Annotated in this window: 21 protein-coding genes; 6 read left to right on the top strand and 15 right to left on the bottom strand. The window is 68.2% G+C overall.

The window, feature by feature from the left end:
- Positions 1-2: 2 nt before the first annotated feature.
- Positions 3-1,241, top strand: a complete 1,239-nt coding sequence (gene larC, locus AU197_RS02330) for a nickel pincer cofactor biosynthesis protein LarC (RefSeq protein WP_231744794.1) — start codon at positions 3-5, stop codon at positions 1,239-1,241.
- Here the strand turns inward: larC and larB are convergent.
- Genes larB through AU197_RS02315 form a run of 3 tightly spaced genes read right to left on the bottom strand, consistent with a single transcriptional unit; the run spans position 1,220 to position 4,083 of the window.
- Entirely contained in the window at positions 1,220-1,891 is a 672-nt protein-coding gene (larB, locus tag AU197_RS02325) for a nickel pincer cofactor biosynthesis protein LarB (protein WP_064400741.1), read from the bottom strand. The genes larC and larB overlap by 22 nt on opposite strands.
- Entirely contained in the window at positions 1,884-2,720 is an 837-nt protein-coding gene (larE, locus tag AU197_RS02320) for an ATP-dependent sacrificial sulfur transferase LarE (RefSeq protein WP_064400740.1), read from the bottom strand. Before larE ends, larB begins: the two co-directional genes overlap by 8 nt.
- A gap of 10 nt (positions 2,721-2,730) precedes the next feature.
- The gene (locus AU197_RS02315; protein WP_064400739.1) at positions 2,731-4,083 is read right to left on the bottom strand and encodes a mannitol dehydrogenase family protein; all 1,353 of its coding nucleotides are present in this window, start codon (positions 4,081-4,083) and stop codon (positions 2,731-2,733) included.
- Positions 4,084-4,190: 107 nt separating this feature from the next.
- On the opposite strand from AU197_RS02315, the gene AU197_RS02310 reads away from it, so the two are divergent.
- Positions 4,191-5,537: a lactate racemase domain-containing protein gene (locus AU197_RS02310; RefSeq protein WP_064400738.1), complete on the top strand. Its 1,347-nt coding sequence runs from the start codon at positions 4,191-4,193 to the stop codon at positions 5,535-5,537.
- 9 nt (positions 5,538-5,546) lie between these two features.
- Here AU197_RS02310 and AU197_RS02305 read toward each other — a convergent pair whose 3' ends face one another.
- From AU197_RS02305 to AU197_RS02295, 3 genes are read right to left on the bottom strand one after another with little or no spacing between them, the layout of a single operon-like run.
- Positions 5,547-6,863: a lipase family protein gene (locus AU197_RS02305; protein ID WP_502687845.1), complete on the bottom strand. Its 1,317-nt coding sequence runs from the start codon at positions 6,861-6,863 to the stop codon at positions 5,547-5,549.
- A 22-nt stretch (positions 6,864-6,885) separates the two neighbouring features.
- Complete coding sequence (locus AU197_RS02300; RefSeq protein WP_064400737.1) at positions 6,886-7,773, bottom strand: LLM class flavin-dependent oxidoreductase; 888 nt, start codon at positions 7,771-7,773, stop codon at positions 6,886-6,888.
- Complete coding sequence (locus AU197_RS02295) at positions 7,770-8,738, bottom strand: ring-cleaving dioxygenase (RefSeq protein ID WP_064400736.1); 969 nt, start codon at positions 8,736-8,738, stop codon at positions 7,770-7,772. Before AU197_RS02295 ends, AU197_RS02300 begins: the two co-directional genes overlap by 4 nt.
- 144 nt (positions 8,739-8,882) lie before the next feature.
- On the opposite strand from AU197_RS02295, the gene AU197_RS02290 reads away from it, so the two are divergent.
- The gene (locus AU197_RS02290) at positions 8,883-9,569 is read left to right on the top strand and encodes a DUF899 domain-containing protein (RefSeq protein ID WP_064400735.1); all 687 of its coding nucleotides are present in this window, start codon (positions 8,883-8,885) and stop codon (positions 9,567-9,569) included.
- Positions 9,570-9,683: 114 nt separating this feature from the next.
- Positions 9,684-10,028 (top strand): heme-binding protein, encoded by a 345-nt coding sequence (locus AU197_RS02285; protein ID WP_064400734.1) that lies wholly within the window; start codon positions 9,684-9,686, stop codon positions 10,026-10,028.
- 90 nt (positions 10,029-10,118) lie between these two features.
- On the opposite strand, the gene ahcY is transcribed toward AU197_RS02285, so the two are convergent.
- The 6 genes from ahcY to AU197_RS02255 form a co-directional block, all read right to left on the bottom strand.
- Positions 10,119-11,576, bottom strand: a complete 1,458-nt coding sequence (ahcY, locus tag AU197_RS02280) for an adenosylhomocysteinase (RefSeq protein WP_064400897.1) — start codon at positions 11,574-11,576, stop codon at positions 10,119-10,121.
- Positions 11,577-11,721: 145 nt separating this feature from the next.
- The gene (alkX, locus tag AU197_RS02275; RefSeq protein WP_064400733.1) at positions 11,722-12,372 is read right to left on the bottom strand and encodes a TetR family transcriptional regulator AlkX; all 651 of its coding nucleotides are present in this window, start codon (positions 12,370-12,372) and stop codon (positions 11,722-11,724) included.
- Positions 12,373-12,388: 16 nt separating this feature from the next.
- Complete coding sequence (locus tag AU197_RS02270) at positions 12,389-12,574, bottom strand: rubredoxin (RefSeq protein WP_064400732.1); 186 nt, start codon at positions 12,572-12,574, stop codon at positions 12,389-12,391.
- Positions 12,575-12,599: 25 nt separating this feature from the next.
- Positions 12,600-12,761 carry a rubredoxin gene (locus AU197_RS02265; protein ID WP_064400731.1) on the bottom strand — a complete coding sequence of 54 codons (162 nt, stop codon included), beginning with the start codon at positions 12,759-12,761 and terminating at the stop codon, positions 12,600-12,602.
- Complete coding sequence (locus AU197_RS02260; RefSeq protein WP_156434272.1) at positions 12,758-13,972, bottom strand: alkane 1-monooxygenase; 1,215 nt, start codon at positions 13,970-13,972, stop codon at positions 12,758-12,760. The genes AU197_RS02265 and AU197_RS02260 overlap by 4 nt, the downstream gene beginning before the upstream one ends.
- Before the next feature lie 189 nt (positions 13,973-14,161).
- Positions 14,162-15,628, bottom strand: a complete 1,467-nt coding sequence (locus AU197_RS02255; protein WP_064400730.1) for an amino acid permease — start codon at positions 15,626-15,628, stop codon at positions 14,162-14,164.
- A 55-nt stretch (positions 15,629-15,683) separates the two neighbouring features.
- On the opposite strand from AU197_RS02255, the gene AU197_RS02250 reads away from it, so the two are divergent.
- Together AU197_RS02250 and AU197_RS02245 are read left to right on the top strand one after the other, a co-directional pair.
- Positions 15,684-17,054, top strand: a complete 1,371-nt coding sequence (locus AU197_RS02250; protein ID WP_064400729.1) for an FAD-dependent oxidoreductase — start codon at positions 15,684-15,686, stop codon at positions 17,052-17,054.
- A gap of 43 nt (positions 17,055-17,097) precedes the next feature.
- Positions 17,098-18,051 (top strand): DUF808 domain-containing protein, encoded by a 954-nt coding sequence (locus tag AU197_RS02245; protein ID WP_064400728.1) that lies wholly within the window; start codon positions 17,098-17,100, stop codon positions 18,049-18,051.
- 7 nt (positions 18,052-18,058) lie between these two features.
- Here the strand turns inward: AU197_RS02245 and manA are convergent, their stop codons facing one another.
- Genes manA through AU197_RS02230 form a run of 3 tightly spaced genes read right to left on the bottom strand, consistent with a single transcriptional unit; the run spans position 18,059 to position 21,780 of the window.
- A complete protein-coding gene (gene manA / locus AU197_RS02240; RefSeq protein WP_064400727.1) occupies positions 18,059-19,285 on the bottom strand; it encodes a mannose-6-phosphate isomerase, class I in 1,227 nt (408 codons plus the stop codon).
- A 3-nt stretch (positions 19,286-19,288) separates the two neighbouring features.
- On the bottom strand, positions 19,289-20,386 hold the full coding sequence (locus AU197_RS02235) for a hypothetical protein (protein WP_064400726.1): 1,098 nt from the start codon (positions 20,384-20,386) through the stop codon (positions 19,289-19,291).
- On the bottom strand, positions 20,383-21,780 hold the full coding sequence (locus AU197_RS02230) for a phosphomannomutase/phosphoglucomutase (protein ID WP_064400725.1): 1,398 nt from the start codon (positions 21,778-21,780) through the stop codon (positions 20,383-20,385). Before AU197_RS02230 ends, AU197_RS02235 begins: the two co-directional genes overlap by 4 nt.
- Between the last annotated feature and the right edge of the window lie 66 nt (positions 21,781-21,846).

Below are 21,846 nucleotides of genomic sequence, written 5' to 3'. Positions count from 1 at the left end.
CGGTGACAACTGCCGGCCGCCGCGCCTGGATCGACGCGACCGCGGGAGTCGCAGGCGACATGCTGCTCGGTGCGCTGATCGACGCGGGCGCGGGGCTGCCGTCGGTGCAACGCGCCGTCGCCGCGGTCGTTCCCGGTGAGGTGGAGGTCGGCACCCGCACCACCCGTCGCGCCGGTCTGCGGGCCGTGCACGCGCGGGTCACCAGCGTCGCCGAAGAGCACCCACATCGCCGCTGGGCGGACGTCCGGTTGTTGCTCGAACAGGCACCGTTGACCATCGGTGTCCGGGAGTCCGCGCTGAGGGTCTTCGCTCTGCTCGCCGACGCCGAGGCGCGTGTCCACGGTGTGCCCGCCGACGAGGTGACATTTCACGAGGTCGGTGCGTGGGACGCGATCGCCGACGTCGTGGGCGTGTGCGCCGCGCTGGCCGACCTGGGCGCCACAGAGGTGACCGCAAGTCCGGTCGCGCTCGGCTCCGGGCGGGTCGACACCGCCCACGGCGATCTGCCCGTGCCCGCACCCGCGGTGACCGAACTGTCCCGCGGCTGGCGGGTGTCCTCGGGCGGCGACGGTGAACTGGCCACACCGACCGGACTGGCCCTGCTGCGAGGACTGGCCACACAATGCGGCCCCCTACCCGCGATGACCGTGTCGGCCGTCGGCGTGGGCGCCGGAAGCCGCGACGTGGCGGGCCGGCCCAACGTGGTGCGCGTCGTCCTCGGTGAACCAGAATCTGCAGCGGTGGCGTCGATGATGTGGGTGCTGGAAACCAACGTCGACGACATCGACCCGCGCGTATGGCCGTCCACGCTCACCGCGCTTCTCGACGCGGGCGCCGCAGACGCATGGCTGGTGCCGATCGTCATGAAGAAGGGCAGACCCGCGCACACCCTCTGCGTGCTCGGAGCCGAAGGCAAACGCGACACGTTGCGCTCGGAGATCTTCGCTCTGACAGGAACTCTGGGCGTACGGGAGGCTCCGGTGCACCGGAGCGCACTGGAGCGCGTCGTGGTTCCGGTCACCGTCGAGGGCGGCCGGGTCCGGGTCAAGATCGGGCTGCGCGGCGGGGCCGTGGACGTGGCCACGCCCGAGTTCGACGACGCGGCGGCGCTGGCACAGCAGCGCGCGGTGCCGGTGCGGCAGGTCCTCGACGAGGCGAACGCGGCCGCCGCGGCGCGCGGAATCCGCCGTGGCGCGCCGTGGCCGGGCGATGCCGGCCCTCAGGTCGGAGCCGCGATCTGAGCCGCCAAATGCCCTGCGCCGTAACCGTTGTCGATGTTGACCACACCCACACCGGGCGCACAGCTGTTCAGCATTCCCAGCAACGCCGCCAACCCATCGAACGCGGCGCCGTAACCGGTGGAGGTCGGCACGGCCACCACCGGTGCAGCGACCAGACCCGCGACCACCGCGGGTAGCGCCCCGTCCATCCCGGCCACGACGACGATCGCGCGGGCCGCCCGCAGAGCGTCCAGCTTGCCCAGCACCCTGTGCAACCCCGCGACGCCGACGTCCATGATGAGCTCGGCCGGCCTGCCGAGGTGGCGCGCGGTCAACAGTGCCTCGCGCGCGACGACGTGGTCCGCGGTGCCCGCGGCCACGACGAGTACCAGGCCTCCGACCGCCCCCGGCGGCTCCGCCGGCCACGCCAGCAGCCCGCAGTCGTCGGCGTAGAAGGCGTCGGGCAGCGCGGCGATGACGGCACGGGCGTGTTCGGGTGTGGCGCGGGTGAACAGCGCGCGGGCACCGTGCCCTCGCAGGGTGGTGGCGATGGCGCCGACCTGCTCCGGTGTCTTGCCTTGACACAGAACGGCTTCGGGATAGCCGCGTCGCCGGGCGCGATCCAGGTCCAGCTCGGCGAAGGGTTCGGACGCGTCGGCTTCGTCAGTCACCGCGGACGACCATGAGCGGGACGGTGAAAGCGCCGGACTGGATGCCCGCCAGGTCCACCGCCACGAAGCGGAAGCCCGCCGACGTGACGGCGTGGTGTACCTGCGTGCGCAGCTCGCCGGTCGCGCGGCCGATGTCGGCTTGGGGCAGCTCGACGCGGGCGACGTCACCGTGATGGCGGACTCGGCAATCGTCGAATCCCAGTCGGAACAACTCTCTTTCAGCAATCTCGATCTGCGCCAGCTTCTCCGGGGTCACGGGCTCGTAGTGCGGGATCCTGGACGCGAGGCACGGCCGAGCGGGTTTGTCGGCACACGGCAGCGACATCACCCGCGCGATGCGGCGCACCGCCGCCTTGTCGAGGCCCGCGTCGGCGAGAGGACGCAACACCCGATGCTCGGTCGCGGCTCGCGCGCCCGGGCGGTCTTGGCGCGCAACGTCATCGGCGTTCTCACCGTAGGCGACGGCGTCGAGCCCATGATGCTCGCAGACTTCGCCGCCGATGCGGGTGAACAGCTCGTCCTTGCAGTAGAAGCAGCGATCCGGTCCGTTGGCGCGGTATTCCGGGCGCTCCCCCTCGTGGGTCGCGACCTCCACCACCGATGCGCCGAGAAAACGCGCGACGTCGTGGGCGGCCGAGCGTTCGTCGTCGGCGAGGCTGGGCGAGACGCCGATGACCGCGAGCACGCGGGACGGTCCCAGCGCGCGGATCGCCAGTCCCAGCAGCGTCGCGGAATCCACCCCGCCCGAGTACGCCACACCGAGTCGGCCGATCCCGTCGAGTTGCGCGGTCACCCGGTCGACGCCCGCCTGGTCGTCCCCGAACACCATGCCCAAAATCCTAGAGGCTCAACTCACGTGCCAGGGTCGCGACGGCGTCGCGCAACCTGTCGTCGTCGACGCCGAGGCGGGCCAGCACCCGGTCCACGGCCTCGTCGATTCCGGCCGCGGCGGCAAGCGCGGTGAACTCCTCGGCAGCGATGTCGTTCACGGGAGCACCCTGTCCACGCAGATGGCATACCCAGGCCGCCAGGATTCGCGCCGCGCCGACCGGTACGCGACCGGCGGCGAGTTCGCCCCGCACGGTGGGCAGCACCCGGATCGGCAGCTTCTGCGAGCCGTCGGCGGCGATCTGGCTCAGACGGTGGCGGATGCGCGGGTTCGCGTAGCGCTCCAGCAGCGCGGCGCGGTAGGAGGCGATCTCCGCATCGGGCAGCGGCAACTGCCGCGCGGCGTCGTCCCACCACTGCTGGACCCAGCCGAGCACCACCGGATCCGACACCGCCTCGTCCACGGTGTGATGACCGCGCAACGTCGCGGCGTACGCCATCAGCGAATGAGACCCGTTGAGCAGCCACAGTTTTCGCGCCTCCCACGGCGCGATGTCAGCGACGATGCGGGCCCCTGCCGCCTCCCAGCGGGGACGGCCCTGGGGAAACTCGCCGCACAACACCCATTCGGAATATGGCTCGGTGACCACCGCGGCCGGGTCGTGTGCCGCCGCACGGTCGTCGTCGGTGGGGCGCGGCGTGATCCGGTCAACGACGGTGGAGACGTAGGCGATGTGCGCAGCGATCCACTCGGCGAGACCCGGGTCGACGGCCTCGGCCAGATCGGCGACGACCCGCTCGGCCATCGCCCCGTTGTCCGGGACGTTGTCGCACGGCACCACCGCCAATCCGGGCAGACCCAGGCCGCGGCGCACCGCGAAACCGAGTACGAACTTGCCCGGCGCGGTGACCACCTCGGCGGCGGTGCCGTGGTGGCGCAACGCGTCGATATCCGCGACGACCTCGGCGTCGGCCCGGTCCAGGGAACCATCACCTGCCCGCCGGTAGCCCGCCTCGGTGACGGTCAGCGTGGCCAGCGCCAGCTCCGGAAGGGCGAAACAACGTCGCCAGTCGTCGAGGTCGGCGGACACGCTGGTCAATGAGGAGATGATTTCCGGCCGGTCGCCGTCGGCGCCGCGGACCAGCAGTGTGTAGAGCCCGTCCTGGGCGGCCAGCTGTCGTGCGGTGGCACCGGATCGGCCGGCGAACGCCGCGATCCCCCAGTCCGCACCGTCACCGGCGTGCTCGGTGTACCAGGCCTGGTGCGCCCGGAAGAAGTTGCCTGTTCCCAGGTGAGCGATGCGGACCGGGCGTGCCGGGAGGTCGCCGTCGCGGCGATACAGCAGATGCCCGACGTCGGTCATCCGTCGATTGTGCGTCGGGTGCGCGCCACAGTGCCAATTCCTCCCTGCCAACGCCTCCCTGCCGGGCGTCCTTGCCAACGCGTCGAGCGGACCGCAGGATCGGGGTCATGACACTGATCGGCGAGGTACCGCCCGGGCTGGCCGCGAGCGCAGCGCGGGTCGGCGGTGCGGCAACCGTGCTCACCGAGGACGAGGTCACCGAGTTCGTCCACGAGCAACTCGGCGCCCATCCGTTCGACGGGCGCAGTGTCTGTGTCCTCGTGCCCGACGCCACCCGCACGTGTCCGCTTCCGCTGCTGTTGCGTGCGGTGCACGCTGCGTTGTACGGACGCGTGAGCCGGCTGACCGTGCTGATCGCGTTGGGCACGCACGCCAAGATGAGCGAAGAGGCGCTCGCCGAGCACCTCGGCTACCAACCCGGGCGCCTGGCGGACAGCTATCCGGGCACCACGGTGATCAACCACGAGTGGTGGAAACCGGAGAGCTTCGTCGACCTCGGCACCATCCCCGCATCCCGCATCGCCGAGCTGTCCGAAGGGCGGATGAACCTCGCTGTGCCGGTGTTGCTCAACCGCGCCGTCGTCGACCACGACATCGCCCTGGTGCTCGGGCCCGTCCTGCCGCACGAGGTGGTCGGCATCTCCGGCGGCAACAAGTACTTCTTCCCGGGGGTGGGCGGCCAGAAGATCATCGACGTCTCGCACTGGCTGGGCGCCCTGATCACCTCGGCCGAGATCATCGGCACGACAGGCATCACCCCGGTGCGCGCCCTGATCGACGACGGGGCGGCATTGATTCCCGGCGAGAAGTTGGCATTGTGCGCGGTCACCGCCGAGACCGCCGACGGCGCAACCGACAGCGCCGTGGGCAGCACCGTGCGATCGCCGGTACAGACCAGCGGCCTGCATTCGCTGTCGTTCGGGGACACCGTCGCATCCTGGGCGTCGGCGGCCGAGGTGTGTGCGGCCACCCACGTCACCTACCTCGATGCGCCCGTCCGCCGGGTGTTCTCGATCGTCCCGCAGATGTACGACGACATCTGGACCGCGGCCAAGGGCTTTTACAAGGTGGAGCCGGTGGTCGCCGACGACGGCGAGGTGATCCTCTACGCCCCGCACGTCACGGAACTGTCCGCCTCCCACCCCGAGATCTACGAGATCGGCTACCACTGCCGCGATTACTTCGTCAAACAGTGGGACCGTTTCGCCGCGCTGCCCTGGGGTGTGTTGGCCCACTCCACGCACCTTCGGGGTGCGGGCACCTATGACGCCCAAACGGGCGAGGAGAAGCTCCGTGTCCGGGTCACACTCGCCACCCGGATTCCCGAGAACGTCTGCCGCGCCGCGAATCTGGGTTATCTGGATCCGGACTCGGTGGACCCGCAGACCTACGCGGACGACGCCGACACGTTGGTGGTGCCGCGCGCGGGAGAGATGCTCTTTCGACTGCGTTGACCGCCCGAGTCAGAACCGTCCGCAGTTCGGCGCCGTCGGCACACCCTTGAATCGGTCGGCGATCCACTGCATGGCGGGTTCACCGTCGACCAGCATGGGCAGGCCGTGGTTGACCATCGCCTTGTTGAGGAACGGCGGTTGCTCGTTGGTGCGCGCCTCGACGTCTGCGCCCTGGGCGCACCAGTCGCGACCCATCTGCATCGCGGGCGCCCACGGAACCAGCGGGTCGAATCGGTTGGCGTTGATGAGTACGGGCGCATTGGGTTTCGTGCGGCCCAGTTTCTGCTCGTCGAACAGCGACCTGAACGGCTCCTGCTCGACGAGTTCGAAGATGTCCTGATTGAAGTAGGGCTGCAGATGCCGGAACATGAACTTCGTCAGGGTCTCTGCGACGCACTGGTCCTGCACCTTGAACAGCATGTCGGCGCCGCGCGGTGTCAGCGTCGCTCGGATCGCCGCCTCGTGCTCCGGGTAGGCCTTCATCACCCCGTTCAGCGCGTATCCCACCGCCCCGATCAGCATGCTGCCGTCGATGAACGGGAACAGCGCCTTCAGATCGGCGGGCGGCGCCCCGGCGTAGGAGCCGACCACGTTGAGTTCGGGGGCGTACGACTCGGCCATCTCCGCGGCGGACGCCGCCGCACCACCGCCCTGCGAGTAACCCCAGAACGCCAGCGGACCGTCGGGAACCAGCGAGGTGCCGGGCAGGTTCTTGGCGGCCCGCGCCGCATCGAGCATCGCGTGGCCCTGCGACACCCGGTTCGCGTAGGTGTGCAGCCCCGGGGTGCCCAGACCTTCGTAGTCGGTCATGACGATCGCGAAACCGCGCGCGACCATCGTCGCGACGAACAACTCCTCGTAGTTGAACGCGATGTCGAGGTACGGCGACCAGTGGATGCCCTGATTGAACTGACGCGACGGCGCGCACTGGTCGCCCTGGCCCTGGGTGCCCGGGCCGTAGACGATCAGCGGGCGGGGCCCGCCGAACGGCCACGGCGCATGCGGCTCGAAGTACGTACCGGTGACGACGTTCGGGTTACCGCGAGCATCGTTGCTGCGGTACATGATTCGGGTGCCGTCGGCCATGATCATGCCGAGTTGACCCGACGGCTCGAGCACGAGGCGCGACGGTTCGGTGCGGATCAGGTCGCCGGGCTTGCCCGGCGGCAGCGGATCCGGCGGCGTGTAGAACGCCTGGTACTCGTCTTCGTTGAAATACGGATGGTGATCGTCGATCGTCGGGTCGTCGGCCGCCGCCGGCACGGGGATCGCCCAGCACAATGCGAGCACGAACGCGATGACCAACCCGCGCACGCCGCGACCCACTCGCCGACCCTAACAAGAACCGCTACCGCTCGGCGGCAACTAGCTGCCGTACCGCCGGGGCGACCTCCGCGGCGTAACGTTCGGTGGTGGCGGTGTCGTCGGAGGCCAGTACGAAGCCGCTGACGCCGAAGGCCAGCGCGACGTCGGTGAGCTCCTCTGCCCACTGCCGCGGAGGTCCCTGCAAAAAGCCCGATCCGGAAAAGCTGCCGCCGATGTTGAGCAGCCGGCGGATTGCGCGCGGTTCGCGTCCGGCGGCCGCCGCCGCGTCGTCGATGTGGCGGTTCAGCGCCGTGAGGTCGGCGACGCCGCCGGGGAGATACTGCAGCGAGGGCAGCCACCCGTCGGCTTCGCGGCCGATCAGCCGCAACATCCGCGGCCGGTAGGCGCCCAGCCAGATGCCGACGTCGTGCGCCGGTGCGGGTCCGCGTTTGGCGCCGCGCACGCGGTAGTGCGCTCCGTCAACGGTCAGCACACCGGTGGCGTCGACGTCCCACATGCCGCGGATGATCGCGATGGCCTCCTCCAGCGCCGTGACCGACTCCCCCGCGCCACGGCGCGGCCCGCCCATCGCGGCCACCCCGTCCCAGAACGCGCCCGCACCCAGGCCCAGCTCGACTCGACCACCGGTGAGCAGATCGAGGCTGGCCACCGAACGGGCCAGCACCGCCGGCGGGCGCAGCGGCAGGTTGATCACGTTGGCGCTCAGCCGGATTCGTTCGGCTCGCGCGGCGACGTAGGACAGCAACGTCCAGGTGTCGTGAAACCTCGCCACGTACGGGTGGTCCTGGTAGGTGACCAGGTCCAGGCCCGCCCGCTCGGCAACGACGGCCTGGTCGACGGCCTGACGGGCGGGGCTGTTGTTCGGCGTGACGAAAGTGCCGAAGATCAGGTCGTGCCCGTAGTCGGTCACGGCATGACCCGCATGTCCGGGTCGCGCAGTTGCGGCAGCGCGGCCTCGATCGCGGCCCGGTCCGGCTCCAGCCACGGCGGCAGCTTCAGCGTCCGCCCCAATTCCATCAACGGTTCGTCGACGGTGAATCCCGGAGTGTCGGTGGCCATTTCGAACAGCACTCCGCCGGGTTCGCGAAAGTAGATGGACCGGAAGTAGTTGCGGTCCAGGATCGGTGTGACGTTGAGCCCGTTGCCCAGCAGGAGTTCGCGCCAGCGCTGCTGGTCGGCGTCGTCGGGGACCCGCCAGGCGATGTGGTGCACGGCGCCGGCGGCGACGAGTCCTCGTGGCGCCTCCGGTGAGCACACCACATCGAGCCGTGAGCTCGCGCCGCCGTCGCCGGTGCGGAACCGGAACCGGTTGCCCGACTCGTCGATGTAGCGGAATCCCATTGTGTCGGTGAGTAGTTCGGCGGTGCTTTCAAAACCGGCCTCGGTCAGCGTGACCGAATGCAGCCCGCGGATCGCGTGCTCGGCGGCGACAGGCCCCTGTTCCCAGACCGGTTCGTCGGCGGCCTCGGGGTGGGCGGCCAGTTCCAGGCACAGACCGTCGGGGTCGCGCACCGTCATGGCGTCCTCCCCGTTGCGGGTGCCCGGCTCACCGACCGCGACATCCAAGGCCGTCAGCCGGTCCCGCCACCAGCCCAGCGACGCCTGCGGCACCGACAGCGACACGGTGGTGGCCTGGCCGGTGCCGCGGCGCCCGGGCGGGAGGCCAGGCCATGGAAAGAAGGTGATCAGCGTGCCGGGTCGGCCGGACTCGTCGCCGAAATACAGGTGGTAGCCGTCGGCCGCGTCGAAGTTGACCGTCTTCTTCACCAGCCGCAAGCCAAGCACCTCGCGGTAGAAGTCGACGTTGCGCTGCGGGTCCGCGGCGATCGCCGTGACGTGGTGCAGGCCCGCCGATGATTCGGGCCTGGTCGTCATGGTCTCTCCCGAGGCAGCATTGGGCTTCAACGGCAACGGATACCCACGGCGCCGACGAGGTACGCCCGGCGGGTCGAGCGATGAGTTCACGCGCCGGCGCGAGTCTGCCTAGCCGAATGCTCACGTGACGAGGAGGTAGTTGAAATGACGACGCACGCGGTCGGGACGCGTGACCAGTGGCGAGCGGCCTACGAGCGACAGTTGGCCAACGAGAAGGAGCTAACCCGCAGGGCCGCCGAGCTGGCAAAAGAGCGGCAGGCACTGCCGTGGGTGCGGGTCGACAAGCCATACGAGTTCGACACCACGGCCGGACGCCGCACGCTCGCCGAACTGTTCGACGGCCGATCCCAGTTGATCGTGCGGCATTTCATGCACGGCCCGAAGACACCGGAGGGCTGTCCGGGCTGCACCTTCGAAACCGACAATCTCGTCGGGGCCGTCCCGCACCTGGCGCAGCGCGACGTCACATTCATTCTCTCGTCGCGTTCGCCGCTGCCGGTTCTGAGCGCTTACAAGCAGCGGATGGGCTGGGAGGTGGAGTGGGTGTCCTCCGGGGACAGCGATTTCGACACCGACTTCTTCGGCTACATGCATGTTCCGACGCCGCGCCGCGACTTCGGATCGGGCAGCGGCAGCATGCTCGACGTCATGGAGTTGATGGCGCTGAGCTGTTTCGCGTTGGAAGACGGCGTGGTCTACCACACCTACTCGACCTACGATCGCGGCACGGAAGCGCTGAACGCCACCTGGCAGCTGCTGGACCGGGCGCCCAAGGGCCGCGGCGAGGACTTCTCCGACTGGCCGCGCAAGCGCGACGAGTATCCGGCGTAGCCGCGCCGCTGCAGGGTTTCTGCGCGCCTCCTGTGAATCTGCTTGGGACGCAGAGCATCAGCGATCACTCGGTTCCACACTGGCACTGACACCTCGACCGAAGGAGTCCGTCCGATGTCCGGAACCCGTAGGGCATACCCGCTCTCGTTGGCCGTTTTGGCCGGCGCCGCGCTGCTCGGCTTGTCGCCGTCGGCCAGCGCCGAACCACCGAACTGCACCAGCGCCGACCTCGAAGGCGTCCGCGCCGGGGTCGACGCGTCAACGTCGGCCTACCTGTTCACCCACCCTGATCTCAACGGCTTCATGAGCACGCTGCGGGGCATGTCGCGTGAGGGGGTGGCCGAGCAGGTGAAGGGATACATGGCCAGCCACCCGCAGGAGAAGGCCGAGATGGCCGGCATCCGGCAGCCGCTCATGGATCTGAAGAACCACTGCGGAGGCTTGGACCCGACACCCTGAACCGCCGCAGCACAACCCGTCCGTGGCCGATGCCCACGAAAGCGAGAGCCCCCCGGCAGGCGGATGTGCCGGGGGGCTTTCGGGTGTCGATCAGTAGCGGTAGTGCTCGGGCTTGTACGGGCCCTCCACATCGACGCCGATGTACTCGGCCTGCTCCTTGGTGAGCTTGGTCAGCTGACCGCCGAGTGCCTCGACGTGGATGCGCGCGACCTTCTCGTCGAGGTGCTTGGCCAACCGGTACACCGCGTTGTCGTACTCGTCGTTCTTGGTCCACAGTTCGATCTGGGCGATGACCTGGTTGGAGAAGCTGTTGCTCATCACGAACGACGGGTGGCCGGTCGCGTTGCCCAGGTTGAGCAGCCGGCCCTCGGACAGCACCACGATCGACTTGCCGTCGTCGAAGATCCACTGGTCGACCTGCGGTTTGATGTTGAGCTTCTTGGCGCCCGAGCGTTCGAGGGCGGCGATGTCGATCTCGTTGTCGAAGTGGCCGATGTTGCCCAGGATGGCCTGGTCCTTCATCGCCCGCATGTGCTCGAGGGTGATGATGTCCTTGTTGCCCGTGGCCGTGATGACGATGTCGGCCTGGCCGATGCCGTCCTCGACGGTGACCACGTCGAACCCGTCCATCAGGGCCTGCAGCGCGTTGATCGGATCGATCTCGGTGACCGACACCCGCGCACCCTGGCCGGCCAGCGACTCCGCGCAGCCCTTGCCGACGTCGCCGTAACCACAGATCAGCACCTTCTTGCCGCCGATCAGCACGTCCGTGCCGCGGTTGATGCCGTCGATCAGCGAGTGCCGGGTGCCGTACTTGTTGTCGAACTTGCTCTTGGTGACCGAGTCGTTGACGTTGATCGCCGGGAACGGCAGCTCACCGACGGCCTCGAACTGGTAGAGACGCAGCACGCCGGTCGTCGTCTCCTCGGTGACACCCTTGACCGATTCGGCGATTTTCGTCCACTTCGTCTTGTCCGTCTCGAAGCGCTCGCGCAGCACGCCGAGGAAGACCTTCCACTCCGCCGGATCGTCGTCCTCGGCGGGCGGGACCACGCCCTGCTTCTCGTATTGCGCGCCGCGCAGCACCATCATCGTGGCGTCGCCGCCGTCGTCGAGGATCATGTTCGCCGGCTCGCCTTCCCAGGTGAGCATCTGCTCGGCGGCCCACCAGTACTCCTCCAGCGTCTCGCCCTTCCACGCGAACACCGGGGTGCCCTTGGGCTCCTCCGGGGTGCCGTGCGGGCCGACGACGACGGCCGCGGCGGCGTGATCCTGGGTGGAGAAGATGTTGCACGAGGCCCAGCGGACCTCGGCGCCCAGCGCCGTCAGCGTCTCGATCAGCACCGCTGTCTGCACGGTCATGTGCAGCGAGCCCGAGATCCGCGCGCCCTTGAGCGGCTGGACGTCGTGGTACTCCTCGCGCAGCGCCATCAAACCGGGCATCTCGTGCTCGGCCAGGCGGATCTCCTTGCGGCCGAAGTCGGCCAGAGACAGGTCGGCGACCTTGTAGTCGATCCCGTTGAGGGAGTCGGCCTTCAGCTCAGTCATGTAGAGCCCCTTTTCATTCGTCGTGTCTATGAGCATTGCCTATGAGCGCACAGATGTGCGCACGGCGACATCTGAGTAGACATCCATAGCCTGCGGGCTCGCGGGACAGGCGCGTGCGGTTGAACCAGCCGTGGCGCTCTGACAGCTAAGGAATATCGATAACACCGTAGCGTTCGGCGAAGGGCGTCATCAATCGGGCCAGGTCACGCGCCACGTCGTGGCCGCGAGCGGGCGATGCGGCCGGGTCGGTTTCGGGCGGCATCGAGACGTAGCTCATCGCGAGCCGGACGATGGCCCTGGCCAGCACTCCGGCGTCCTCTTCGCTGGCCTTCACCCAGCTGTCGACGAACGTCTGGGTCAGCCGCCTGCTGCAGTGGATGATGATCGGCCCGCTGTCGGTGGTGATGAGCTGCAACAGGTCGGGTTTGGCCTCGCCCGTCAGCAACGAGATGACCAGCGGGTCGGCCGCGGACTCGGCGAAGAAGTCGCGGAAGCCCTGGTGGAACGCGGCGAAGACGTCGCCAACGTGGCCCTCGATGGCGTCGTCGATCTGGTCGACGAGCCGGTCGGCCAGGCGCATGGCGTAGGCCTGCGCCAGTCCCTGGCGCGAGCCGAACTCGTTGTAGATGGTCTGGCGGCTGATGCCTGCCGCCTTGGCGACGTCGGCGAGGGTGATCGCCGACCAGTCGCGGGTGAGCAGGAGTTCGCGCATCCCGTCCAGGATGGAGTCGCGCAGCAGCACCCTCGACGCTTCGGCGTAGGGGATGCGCGGCGCGGTCCGGCGCGGGCTGTTCACACGCGCGAGACTAGCGTCACGGACGGGCGACCTCGACCATCTCGAAGTCGGACTTGGCCGCGCCGCAGTCCGGGCAACTCCAGTCGTCGGGAATATCGTCCCAGCGCGTGCCGGGGGCGATACCGTCCTCCGGCCAGCCCTTCTCCTCGTCGTATTCGAATCCGCACTGCACGCAGACGAACAGTTTGTACGGCTCGCTCATCGGATGTTCCTTTCTCGAACTCGGCTCAGACGCTCTCGAAATCGACCTTCTCGCGCACTGCGCAGTCGGGGCAGCACCAGTCCTCGGGAATCTCGGTCCAGGCTGTGCCGGGCGGAAAGCCCTCCCGCGGAGCACCTTTGGCTTCGTCGTAGACGTAGTCACAGCCCGGGCAGCGATAGGCGGTCATGCGTGCACCCCGTGGCGGGCCAACACCTTGTCACGCATGCGGGGATGCACGTTCACCCGGGTGATGTCACCGTCATAGTGGTCGAGCACCCGGTGGTCCATCACCTTGCGCCACAACGGCGGAAAGTACGTCAACGCGATCATCGACGCGTACCCGCTGGGCAGGTTCGGCGCACCCTCCATGCTGCGCAGCGTCTGGTAGCGCCGGGTCGGGTTGGCGTGGTGGTCGCTGTGGCGCTGCAGGTGATACAGGAACAGGTTGGTCACGATGTGATCGGAGTTCCAGCTGTGCACGGGCGCGCACCGCTCGTAGCGACCGGAGTCGAGTTTGCGCCGCAGCAGGCCGTAGTGCTCGAGATAGTTGACGGTCTCGAGCAGCGTGAAGCCGAACACCGCCGAGATGATGATGTAGGGGATCAACGCCCAGCCGAACACCGCGATCAGCGCGCCGTACAACACGATCGACATCGCCCACGCGTTGAGCACGTCGTTGCTCGGATGCCACTTACTCCTGCCTGCCCGCTCGAGCCGCTTGGCCTCCAGCTCCCACGCCGACTTCAGCGACCCGAACACGCTGCGCGGCAGGAACTCCCAGAACGTCTCACCGAAGCGGGCCGACGCCGGGTCCTCCGGGGTGGCGACGCGCACGTGGTGGCCGCGGTTGTGCTCGATGTAGAAGTGGCCGTAACAGGTCTGCGCCAGCGTGATCTTGGCCAGCCAGCGCTCCAACGAGTCCTTCTTGTGCCCCATCTCGTGCGCGGTGTTGATACCCACCCCGCCGAGCAGGCCGACCGACAGCGCCAGGCCGATCTTGGCCGGCCAGCCCAATCCGCCGTCGAACCCGAGCCAACTCAGGTCCGATGCGGTGAACAGGTAGGCGCCGAGGATCACGCTGGCGTACTGGAACGGGATGTAGGCGTAGGTGCAGTAGCGGTAGTACTTGTCGTTCTCCAGTCGCTCCATCACCTCGTCGGGTGGGTTCTGCCCGTCGGGCCCGAACTTGAGGTCCAGCGCCGGCAGCAGGATGTAGAGCAGGATCGGCCCGATCCAGAACGGCACCTGCGCGGCGGCGTGCCAGCCCCACTGGTTGAAGGCCCACACCAGCGGGAGCATCACGAACAGTGCGGTCGGGGCGATCAGGCCCATCAGCCACAGGTAGCGCTTCTTGTCGCGCCACGCAGCGATGTCCGGTTCCTGGGTCTGCATGGCCATTGCCGAGCCTCCTGAAGTGAGTGCCATCACGTCCGAATTTGACTATAGAGGTCAATTTGTCGGTTGTCTAGACACAAACTCATCCTATGTAAGGCACTGTGGCGTGCGAGCGTGCAGCCTTGTACGGTCTCGAGCTCGAGATGTGTACAAGGCTGCGCGCTCGGCAGCGGTGGAAACCCTGTTACAGGGCTACGCCGAGATCTCCTGGCGTTCGCGGCGGCCGAGCACCGAGTGGCGACGGCCGTACAGGAAGTAGATGACAACGCCGATCGCCATCCAGATCAGGAAGCGGATCCACGTCAGCGCGGTGAGGTTCAGCATCAACCACACGCAGGCCACGATCGAGGCGATCGGCAACCACGGCACGCCCGGGACTCGGAAGCCACGTTTGAGGTCGGGCCGGGACCGTCGAAGCACGATCACGCCCGCGGACACCAACACGAACGCGAACAACGTGCCGATGTTGACCATCTCCTCGAGCTTGCCGATCGGGAACACCGACGCCGTGATGGCCACCAGCACGCCGACGATCAGCGTGATACGCACCGGCGTGCCGTGGCGTCCGGTCCTGGCCAGCCCACGAGGAATCAGCCCGTCGCGCGACATCGCGAAGAAGACCCGCGTCTGGCCGAGCACCAGCACGATCACCACCGTGGTCAGGCCCGCGAGTGCACCGATCGAGATCACCTTCGCCGCCCAGTCGATCCCGTTGGCGCTGAAAGCCGTTGCGAGGTTGGCCTTCTCCCCCGCCTCGCGCAGCTCGGTGTAGTGCACCATGCCGGTCAACACCAAAGCCACCGCGACGTAGAGCACCGTCACGATCCCGAGCGAGGCCAGGATGCCGCGGGACACGTCCCGCTGCGGGTTCTTGGTCTCCTCCGCGGTGGTGGCCACGACGTCGAAACCGATGAACGCGAAGAACACGATGGAGGCGCCGGCCAGCAGGCCGTACCACCCGTAGCTGCTGCCCTCGGCGCCGGTGATCAGCGAGAGCAGCGACTGGTCGGTCCCCCGTCCGCCTTCGCCGGGTTCGGCAGGCGGCACGAACGGCGAGTAGTTGGCCGCCTTGATGTAGAAGGCGCCGACGGCGACCACGAGCAGCACCACCGCCACCTTGATCACGGTGATCGCCAGGCTGACCCCGGCGGAAAGCTTCGTGCCCAGGGCCAGGATGGTGGTGACAAACGCGATGATCAGCAGTGCGCCCCAATCCAGTTGCACGACACCGAGATCGGCGGTCCCACCGCCGAACTCGAAAACCTCGCCGAGGTAGCTCGACCATCCCTTCGCGACCACCGCCGACGCGACCGCGAACTCGAGGATCAGGTCCCAGCCGATGACCCAGGCGACGAACTCGCCGAACGTCGCATAGGAAAACGTGTAGGCGCTGCCCGCGACCGGCACCGTCGAGGCGAACTCCGCGTAGCACAGCGCGGCCAGCCCGCAGGCGATCGCGGCGAGGACGAACGAGATCGAGATCGCGGGCCCGGTGATGTTACCGGCGGTCGAGGCGGTGATGGTGAAGATGCCCGCGCCGATCACCACGGACACCCCGAACACGGTGAGGTCCCACCAGTTCAGGTCTTTGCGTAACCGGGTGTCGGGTTCATCGGTGTCGGCGATGGACTGCTCCACCGACTTCGTCCGCCGAGCCATCGCACGTCCTCCTGGTTGGGTCCGTTCGGGCAATCTACCGAGTACCGTGCACCCAATGGGGCGGAGTTATAAACACGTGGCCGTCATCGGGGGGAGCCTCGCGGGCATGTGCGCGGCCCGGGTGCTCTCTGATGTCAGCGATCGGATCACCATCTACGAGCGCGACGATCTGCCCGACGATCCCGCCAACCGCGCGGCCGTGCCGCAGGGCCGTCACGTTCATCTGCTGATGGCCCGCGGCGCCGAAGAGTTCGAGAGCCATTTCCCCGGCCTGCTCGCCGACATGGTGGCCGACGGCGTCCCGATCCTGGAGAACCGGCCCGACTGCATCCACTTCGGCGCGGCCGGGCACGTGCTCGGTACCGCACACCGGTTGCGTGACGAGTTCACCGCCTACGTGCCCAGCAGACCCCAACTCGAATGGCAGATCCGCAAGCGGGTGAAGGGCATCGACAACGTCGACTTCGTGCACGCCGGCGTCACCGAACCCGTCTACGACGCCGCACGGGAACGCGTGACCGGTGTGCTGCTCGATTCGGGTCAGACCGTCGAGACCGATCTGGTGGTCGACGCCGCCGGTCGGGGCACCCGGCTGCCCGCGTGGCTCGAGAAGTGGGGTTACGCGCGTCCAACCGAAGAAACGGTCGATGTCGGCATCGCGTATGCCAGCCACCAGTTCCACGTGCCCGACGGCCTGTTGGCCGAGAAGGTCGTCGTCGCGGGCGCTTCGCGAGACCAACCGCTCGGCATCGGCATGCTGTTCTACGAGGACGGCAACTGGAACGTCACGGCCTTCGGGGTGGGCAAGGTGCCGCCGCCGCAGACCGTCGAGCAGATCCTCGACCTGGCCGACGACATCCTTCCCCCGCACGTCTCGGCCGCGCTGCGGCAGGCCACCCCGTTGGGCGAGATGGCGTTCCACCGCTATCCGACGAGTCGGTGGCGCCGCTACGACACCCTGGAGCGCTTCCCCGCGGGCATCATCCCGTTCGGGGACGCCGTCGTCAGCTTCAACCCGACGTTCGGCCAGGGCATGACCATGACCGCGATCCAGGCCGGCAACCTGCGCTCGGTGCTGACATCCGGCGATCCGGACGTGGCCGGTGCTCTGGCGAAGGCGACGGCCAAGACGACGTGGCCGGTGTGGGTGATGACGGCCATCGGCGACCTGACGCTGCACAACGCGAGCGGCGAGGCGAAGTGGTGGTACAAACCGGTCGGCGGGCTGTTCGATCAGTTTCTCGGTGCCGCGGAGACCGATCCCGTTCTCGCCGAGTGGTTTCTGCGCCGGTTCAGCCTGCTCGACAGCCTCTACATGGTGCCCTCGCCGCGGCTGGTGGGCCGCACCATCCGGCACAATCTGCGGTTGTGGCTGGCCGAGAGGCGGGCGGCCAAACAAGCCGCGGCGGTGCCTCAATCGGCGTGAACCGGGCAGTAGCGGGTACTTTCTTGGCCATGACGAGGACGCGATGAGCGCAGGATTGTTCGGGCTGCTGGACGACGTCGCGGTCCTGGCCCGCATGGCCGCCGCATCGGTCGACGACATCGGGGCGGCCGCGGGCCGGGCCACGGCCAAGGCCGCCGGCGTCGTCGTCGACGACACCGCCGTGACGCCGCAGTACGTTCACGGGCTGGCCGCCGAGCGCGAACTGCCGATCATCAAGCGCATCGCGATCGGCTCGCTGCGCAACAAGCTGCTGTTCATCCTTCCCGCCGCGCTGCTGCTCAGCCAGTTCCTGCCGTGGCTGCTGACGCCGCTGTTGATGCTCGGTGCGACGTACCTCTGCTACGAGGGCGCCGAGAAGGTCCTGGGGCTGCTTCGACGAGATTCCAGCCACGGCCACCACGCCCCCGTCGCGGCCGAGGGCGAGGACGCCGAGAAGTTCATGGTGACCGGCGCCATCCGCACCGATTTCATCCTGTCGGCCGAGATCATGGTGATCGCGCTGAACGAGGTGGCCGATCAGTCGTTCTGGCCGCGGCTGATCATCCTGGTCGTCGTCGCGATCGTGATCACGCTCGCGGTGTACGGCGTCGTCGCCGGCATCGTGAAGATGGACGACATCGGCCTGCACCTCGCTCAGCGCAGTTCGAAGTTCGCGCAGAAGATCGGCCGCGGCCTGGTGGCCGGGATGCCGAAACTCCTTGCCGCGCTTTCACTCATCGGCACGGTGGCGATGTTGTGGGTCGGTGGTCACATCCTGCTGATCGGAAGTGACGAGTTGGGTTGGCACCTGCCCTACAGCGCCGTGCACCACGTCGAGGAGATCGTCCACCACGCCGTCGGCGGGATCGGCGGTGTGCTGGCGTGGCTGGTCAACACGGCCGCGTCGGCGGTCATCGGTCTGGTGGTCGGCGCGATCGTCGTCGCGGTCATGCATGTGCTGCCGTTCGGCCGTCCCAAGGACGACACGGCGCACTGAGCGCGCGCTAGATTCCGACGGTTGCGCGGAACAGTCGCGTCGGCTCCGTGGCCGCCAGCCGGATCGGCCCCTCGTCGGCGGGCACCCACGCCGCAGATCCCCGGTTCAGCGTGACGGTGCCGCCCTTGGCGTGCACCACCGTCGACCCCTGGGCGCACAGCAACAGCTGCGGGCCGTCGTGCCTCGTGGGTGCGTCGATCTCGTAGCCGACCCGTTCGGCGTCGATGTCCAGCACCGACAGCGAGAACTCCTGTGCCGGTGTGCGGTACACCCATTCGATGCCGTCTTCGACGTTCTCGGGCCGGACCACCACATCCTCGGCGGGAGTGAAGTCGAGCACCCGCAACAACTCCGGGACATCGACGTGTTTGGGTGTCAACCCCCCGCGTAACACGTTGTCGGAGTTGGCCATCACCTCCACACCGACACCGCTGAGATAGGTGTGCAGGTTGCCCGCGGGCAGATAGATGCCCTCGCCGGGATTCAGGGTGATGCGGTTGAGGAGCAGAGACGCCAGCACACCCGCGTCGGCGGGATAGCGTTCGCCGAGCTCGAGCACGGTCCTGGCCTCGGCCGCGAATTCGGCTCTGCCCGAACACACGTAGTGGATGGCCCCGTCGATCACCGCGGGTACCAAGATGTCCAGGTCGGGTTGCGGTGCGGTGATCCAGGTCGTGAACAGCGCGCGCAGGCCGTCACCGTCCGGCTGGCCGGAGAGCAGGTTGACGAACGGATCGAGATCGCTGACCTCGAGCGCACGCATCAACTCGATGGTCCGCCCGACCGGCCGGAAACCGGCGAGTGCCTCGAATGGCCTTACGGCGACAATCAATTCGGGCTTGTGGCTAGGGTCGCGGTAGTTGCGGTTGGGCGCCGAAACGGGGATGCCCAGCCGGTTCTCGCGTTCATAGCCCTCGACCGCCTGCTCGGCGCTGGGATGCGCCTGAAGCGACAACGGCTCGTCGGCGGCCAGCACCTTGACAAGGAACGGCAGCGCCTCGCCGAAGCGCGCGCAGACCGCCGCGCCCAACTGCCCCTCGGGATCGTCACGCAGCGCGTCGAGCAGCGAACGCTCTCCGTCGTCGGTCTCCAGCATGGCCGGGTCACCGGGATGGGCGCCGAACCACAGCTCTGCCTCGGGATGTGCTGTGGGACTGGGCCTTCCAGTGAACTCGGCAATGTCCGTGCGTGAACCCCAGGCATAGGTCCGCACCGCTCCGCGTAGCAAGTGCACTGGCTAACCTCGAACTAGTTTCAGGTAGACGGCAGTCATCTCCAAGCGGACCGCGAGCATGGCCAACTGCTGTTCCATGCCCGCCGCCGTCGACGCGTCCGGCACCGCTGCTGCCTCCGGCAGTTCCGGCACGTCCTGCGCGCTGAGCACATCGACATCGTCGAGATCCGCTGCCCGGGCAGCGACGATCGGCTGCTCGGCATCGGTGGTCAGCACGAACGTGCGCATCCGCCGGGGAAGCGGACCGTCGATCTGTTCGTCGTGGAACATCGACCGCTCCCGGTCGGCCGCCGACGTTCCCGCCATTCCACCGCGCAGCACCACGAGCGCATCGGCGAAGGCGGCCGCGGCGACAACGCGGTGAGCGATGCGCAAGAGGATGGCCGCACAGTGCCGAGCGACCGCCAGCGTCGCCGCGCTGTCACCGGCCAGCACCACTTCGCGGTCGGACATCCGCTCGGCCAGTGTCTTGGCCGGATTCGTGAACAGCTCCCGGTTCGCGCTGTTGCGAAGCGCTTCGGCGTCGAGTTCGTCGGCCAGCGCCTCGAGATCGACGTGCATGGTCGGATCGACGGCGTCCAGTGTCGCCAGCCCGGCGGCGAGGTAGCGCACGAACCCGAACTCGTCGGGCACCCACACCCTGGGCGACAGCGCCGCCGCCCGGCCGGCCGCGACATCGCGCAGCGGTCCTTCATACGGCGCGACGACCACCACGCGCGCGCCGCGCCGCACTCCGGTGGCGGCCGCGTTCACCAGAGCGGGATCGCCCGGGTCGTCGCCCGCGACGACCAGCACGTCGAGCGGACCGATCCACGGCGGAACCTCGGAGGCGACGACGATGGGCGCGGCCACGGATCCACCCCACGCCGAAGCCAGCAGCGATCCGGCCGTCTCCGCGTTGCCGCGACCGGCGACCCAGATCAGCGTCCGCGGGGTCCCGTCGCTGCGCAGCGACTCCAGTTCGCCCTCCGCGAGCGCGGCGGCGGTGGAACGAACCTGGGCGCCGGCCATCGACGCCGCGCGCAGCAGACCCTCGCGGTCGGCACCGAGCAGGGCGTCGACGTCGTCGAGGTCGATGGTCGCGGATGGTCCAGTGGTCACGTGACCACCTCGGAGTCGGAAGGGACCCGACCGGAAACGGTTTCGGAGACCTGTCCGACGATCTGGTCGATCTCGTCGGTGGTGCGGGCTTCGACATTGAGCCGCAGCAGGGGTTCGGTGTTGGACATCCGCAGGTTGAACCAGGTGCCCTCACCGAGGTCGACGGTCACACCGTCGAGGTGGTCGATCGAGTGGATCCGGCTGCCGAACGCCTTGAGCACCTCGTCCACGCATCGCTCGGCGTCGGTGACGGTGAAGTTGATCTCGCCGGACGCCTCGTAGCGTTGGTAGTCGGCCATGATCTCCGACAGCGGCCGGTGTTGTTCGCCGAGCGCGGCCAGCACGTGCAAGGCCGCCAGCATGCCGGAGTCGGCGCCCCAGAAGTCGCGGAAGTAGTAGTGCGCCGAGTGCTCGCCGCCGAAGATCGCACCGGTCTCGGCCATCAGCGCCTTGATATAGGAGTGCCCGACACGGCTGCGAACCGGCGTCCCCCCTCGCTCGGTCACCAGTTCGGGCACCGCCCGTGAGGTGATCAGGTTGTGAATCACCGTGGCGCCGATCTCCCTGCCGAGTTCCCGCGCGGCGACCAACGCGGTCACCGCTGACGGCGAGACCGGATGCCCTTTCTCGTCGACGACGAAACACCGGTCGGCGTCGCCGTCGAAGGCCAGCCCGATATCGGCGCCGGTTTGCAGGACGAAGGCCTGTAGATCGGCCAGGTTGGTTGGATCCAGCGGATTGGCTTCGTGGTTGGGGAAGGTGCCGTCGAGCTCGAAGTACAGCGGCGCCAGCGTGATACCGGAAATCGGACCCAACACCGCCGGCGTGGTGTGGCCGGCCATACCGTTGCCCGCGTCCACGGCGACCTTGAGCGGTCGCAGATCGGCCAGGCTCACCAGCGACCGCAGGAACTCGCCGTAGGCGTCCAACACATCGCGGTCGCTGATCGCGCCGGGCGCACCGTCGTAGCCGGGGACACCCGCGATGACCTCTTCGGCGATGGTCGTCAGCCCGGTGTCCTTGCCCACGGGTTTGGCGCCCGCGCGGCACAGCTTGATGCCGTTGTAGGCGGCCGGGTTGTGGCTGGCGGTGAACATCGCGCCGGGGCAGTCCAGAAGGCCCGAGGCGAAGTACAGCTGGTCGGTCGAGGCGAGTCCGATCCGCACCACGTCGAGGCCCTGGGCGGTGACGCCCTCGGCGAACGCGTCCGCCAGTGCGGGTGAGCTGGCCCGCATGTCGTAGCCGATGACCAGCTGCGACGCGTTGTCCCGGACGAGGCGTGCGAAGGCGCCGCCGACGTCGGCGACGAACGCCTCGTCGAGTTCGGCACCGACCAGGCCACGCACGTCATACGCCTTGATGACGCGATGAACCGACGCGGCGGGCCGGGACATTAGGACTCCTTGTGACACGGACTACTACTGGAGCCAGCCTAACGGGCCGCAGTGACCCGCATGCGG

This window comes from Mycobacterium sp. IS-1590 (genome assembly GCF_001500025.1).
Lineage (GTDB): Bacteria > Actinomycetota > Actinomycetes > Mycobacteriales > Mycobacteriaceae > Mycobacterium.
The sequence above is the reverse complement of the archived record's forward strand: the minus strand, read 5'-3'. Positions and strand labels throughout refer to the sequence as shown.

Excerpts from the sequence above, each read along its gene's own strand:
- larE (WP_064400740.1), bottom strand. The coding sequence starts at position 2,720 with ATGGTGTTCGGGGACGACCAGGCGGGCGTCGACCGGGTGACCGCGCAA.
- AU197_RS02315 (WP_064400739.1), bottom strand. The coding sequence starts at position 4,083 with ATGACCGACGTCGGGCATCTGCTGTATCGCCGCGACGGCGACCTCCCG.
- AU197_RS02310 (WP_064400738.1), top strand. The coding sequence starts at position 4,191 with ATGACACTGATCGGCGAGGTACCGCCCGGGCTGGCCGCGAGCGCAGCG.
- AU197_RS02295 (WP_064400736.1), bottom strand. The coding sequence starts at position 8,738 with ATGACGACCAGGCCCGAATCATCGGCGGGCCTGCACCACGTCACGGCG.
- AU197_RS02290 (WP_064400735.1), top strand. The coding sequence starts at position 8,883 with ATGACGACGCACGCGGTCGGGACGCGTGACCAGTGGCGAGCGGCCTAC.
- AU197_RS02285 (WP_064400734.1), top strand. The coding sequence starts at position 9,684 with ATGTCCGGAACCCGTAGGGCATACCCGCTCTCGTTGGCCGTTTTGGCC.
- ahcY (WP_064400897.1), bottom strand. The coding sequence starts at position 11,576 with ATGACTGAGCTGAAGGCCGACTCCCTCAACGGGATCGACTACAAGGTC.
- AU197_RS02270 (WP_064400732.1), bottom strand. The coding sequence starts at position 12,574 with ATGAGCGAGCCGTACAAACTGTTCGTCTGCGTGCAGTGCGGATTCGAA.
- AU197_RS02265 (WP_064400731.1), bottom strand. The coding sequence starts at position 12,761 with ATGACCGCCTATCGCTGCCCGGGCTGTGACTACGTCTACGACGAAGCC.
- AU197_RS02260 (WP_156434272.1), bottom strand. The coding sequence starts at position 13,972 with ATGGCCATGCAGACCCAGGAACCGGACATCGCTGCGTGGCGCGACAAG.
- AU197_RS02255 (WP_064400730.1), bottom strand. The coding sequence starts at position 15,628 with ATGGCTCGGCGGACGAAGTCGGTGGAGCAGTCCATCGCCGACACCGAT.
- AU197_RS02250 (WP_064400729.1), top strand. The coding sequence starts at position 15,684 with ATGGGGCGGAGTTATAAACACGTGGCCGTCATCGGGGGGAGCCTCGCG.
- AU197_RS02245 (WP_064400728.1), top strand. The coding sequence starts at position 17,098 with ATGAGCGCAGGATTGTTCGGGCTGCTGGACGACGTCGCGGTCCTGGCC.
- AU197_RS02230 (WP_064400725.1), bottom strand. The coding sequence starts at position 21,780 with ATGTCCCGGCCCGCCGCGTCGGTTCATCGCGTCATCAAGGCGTATGAC.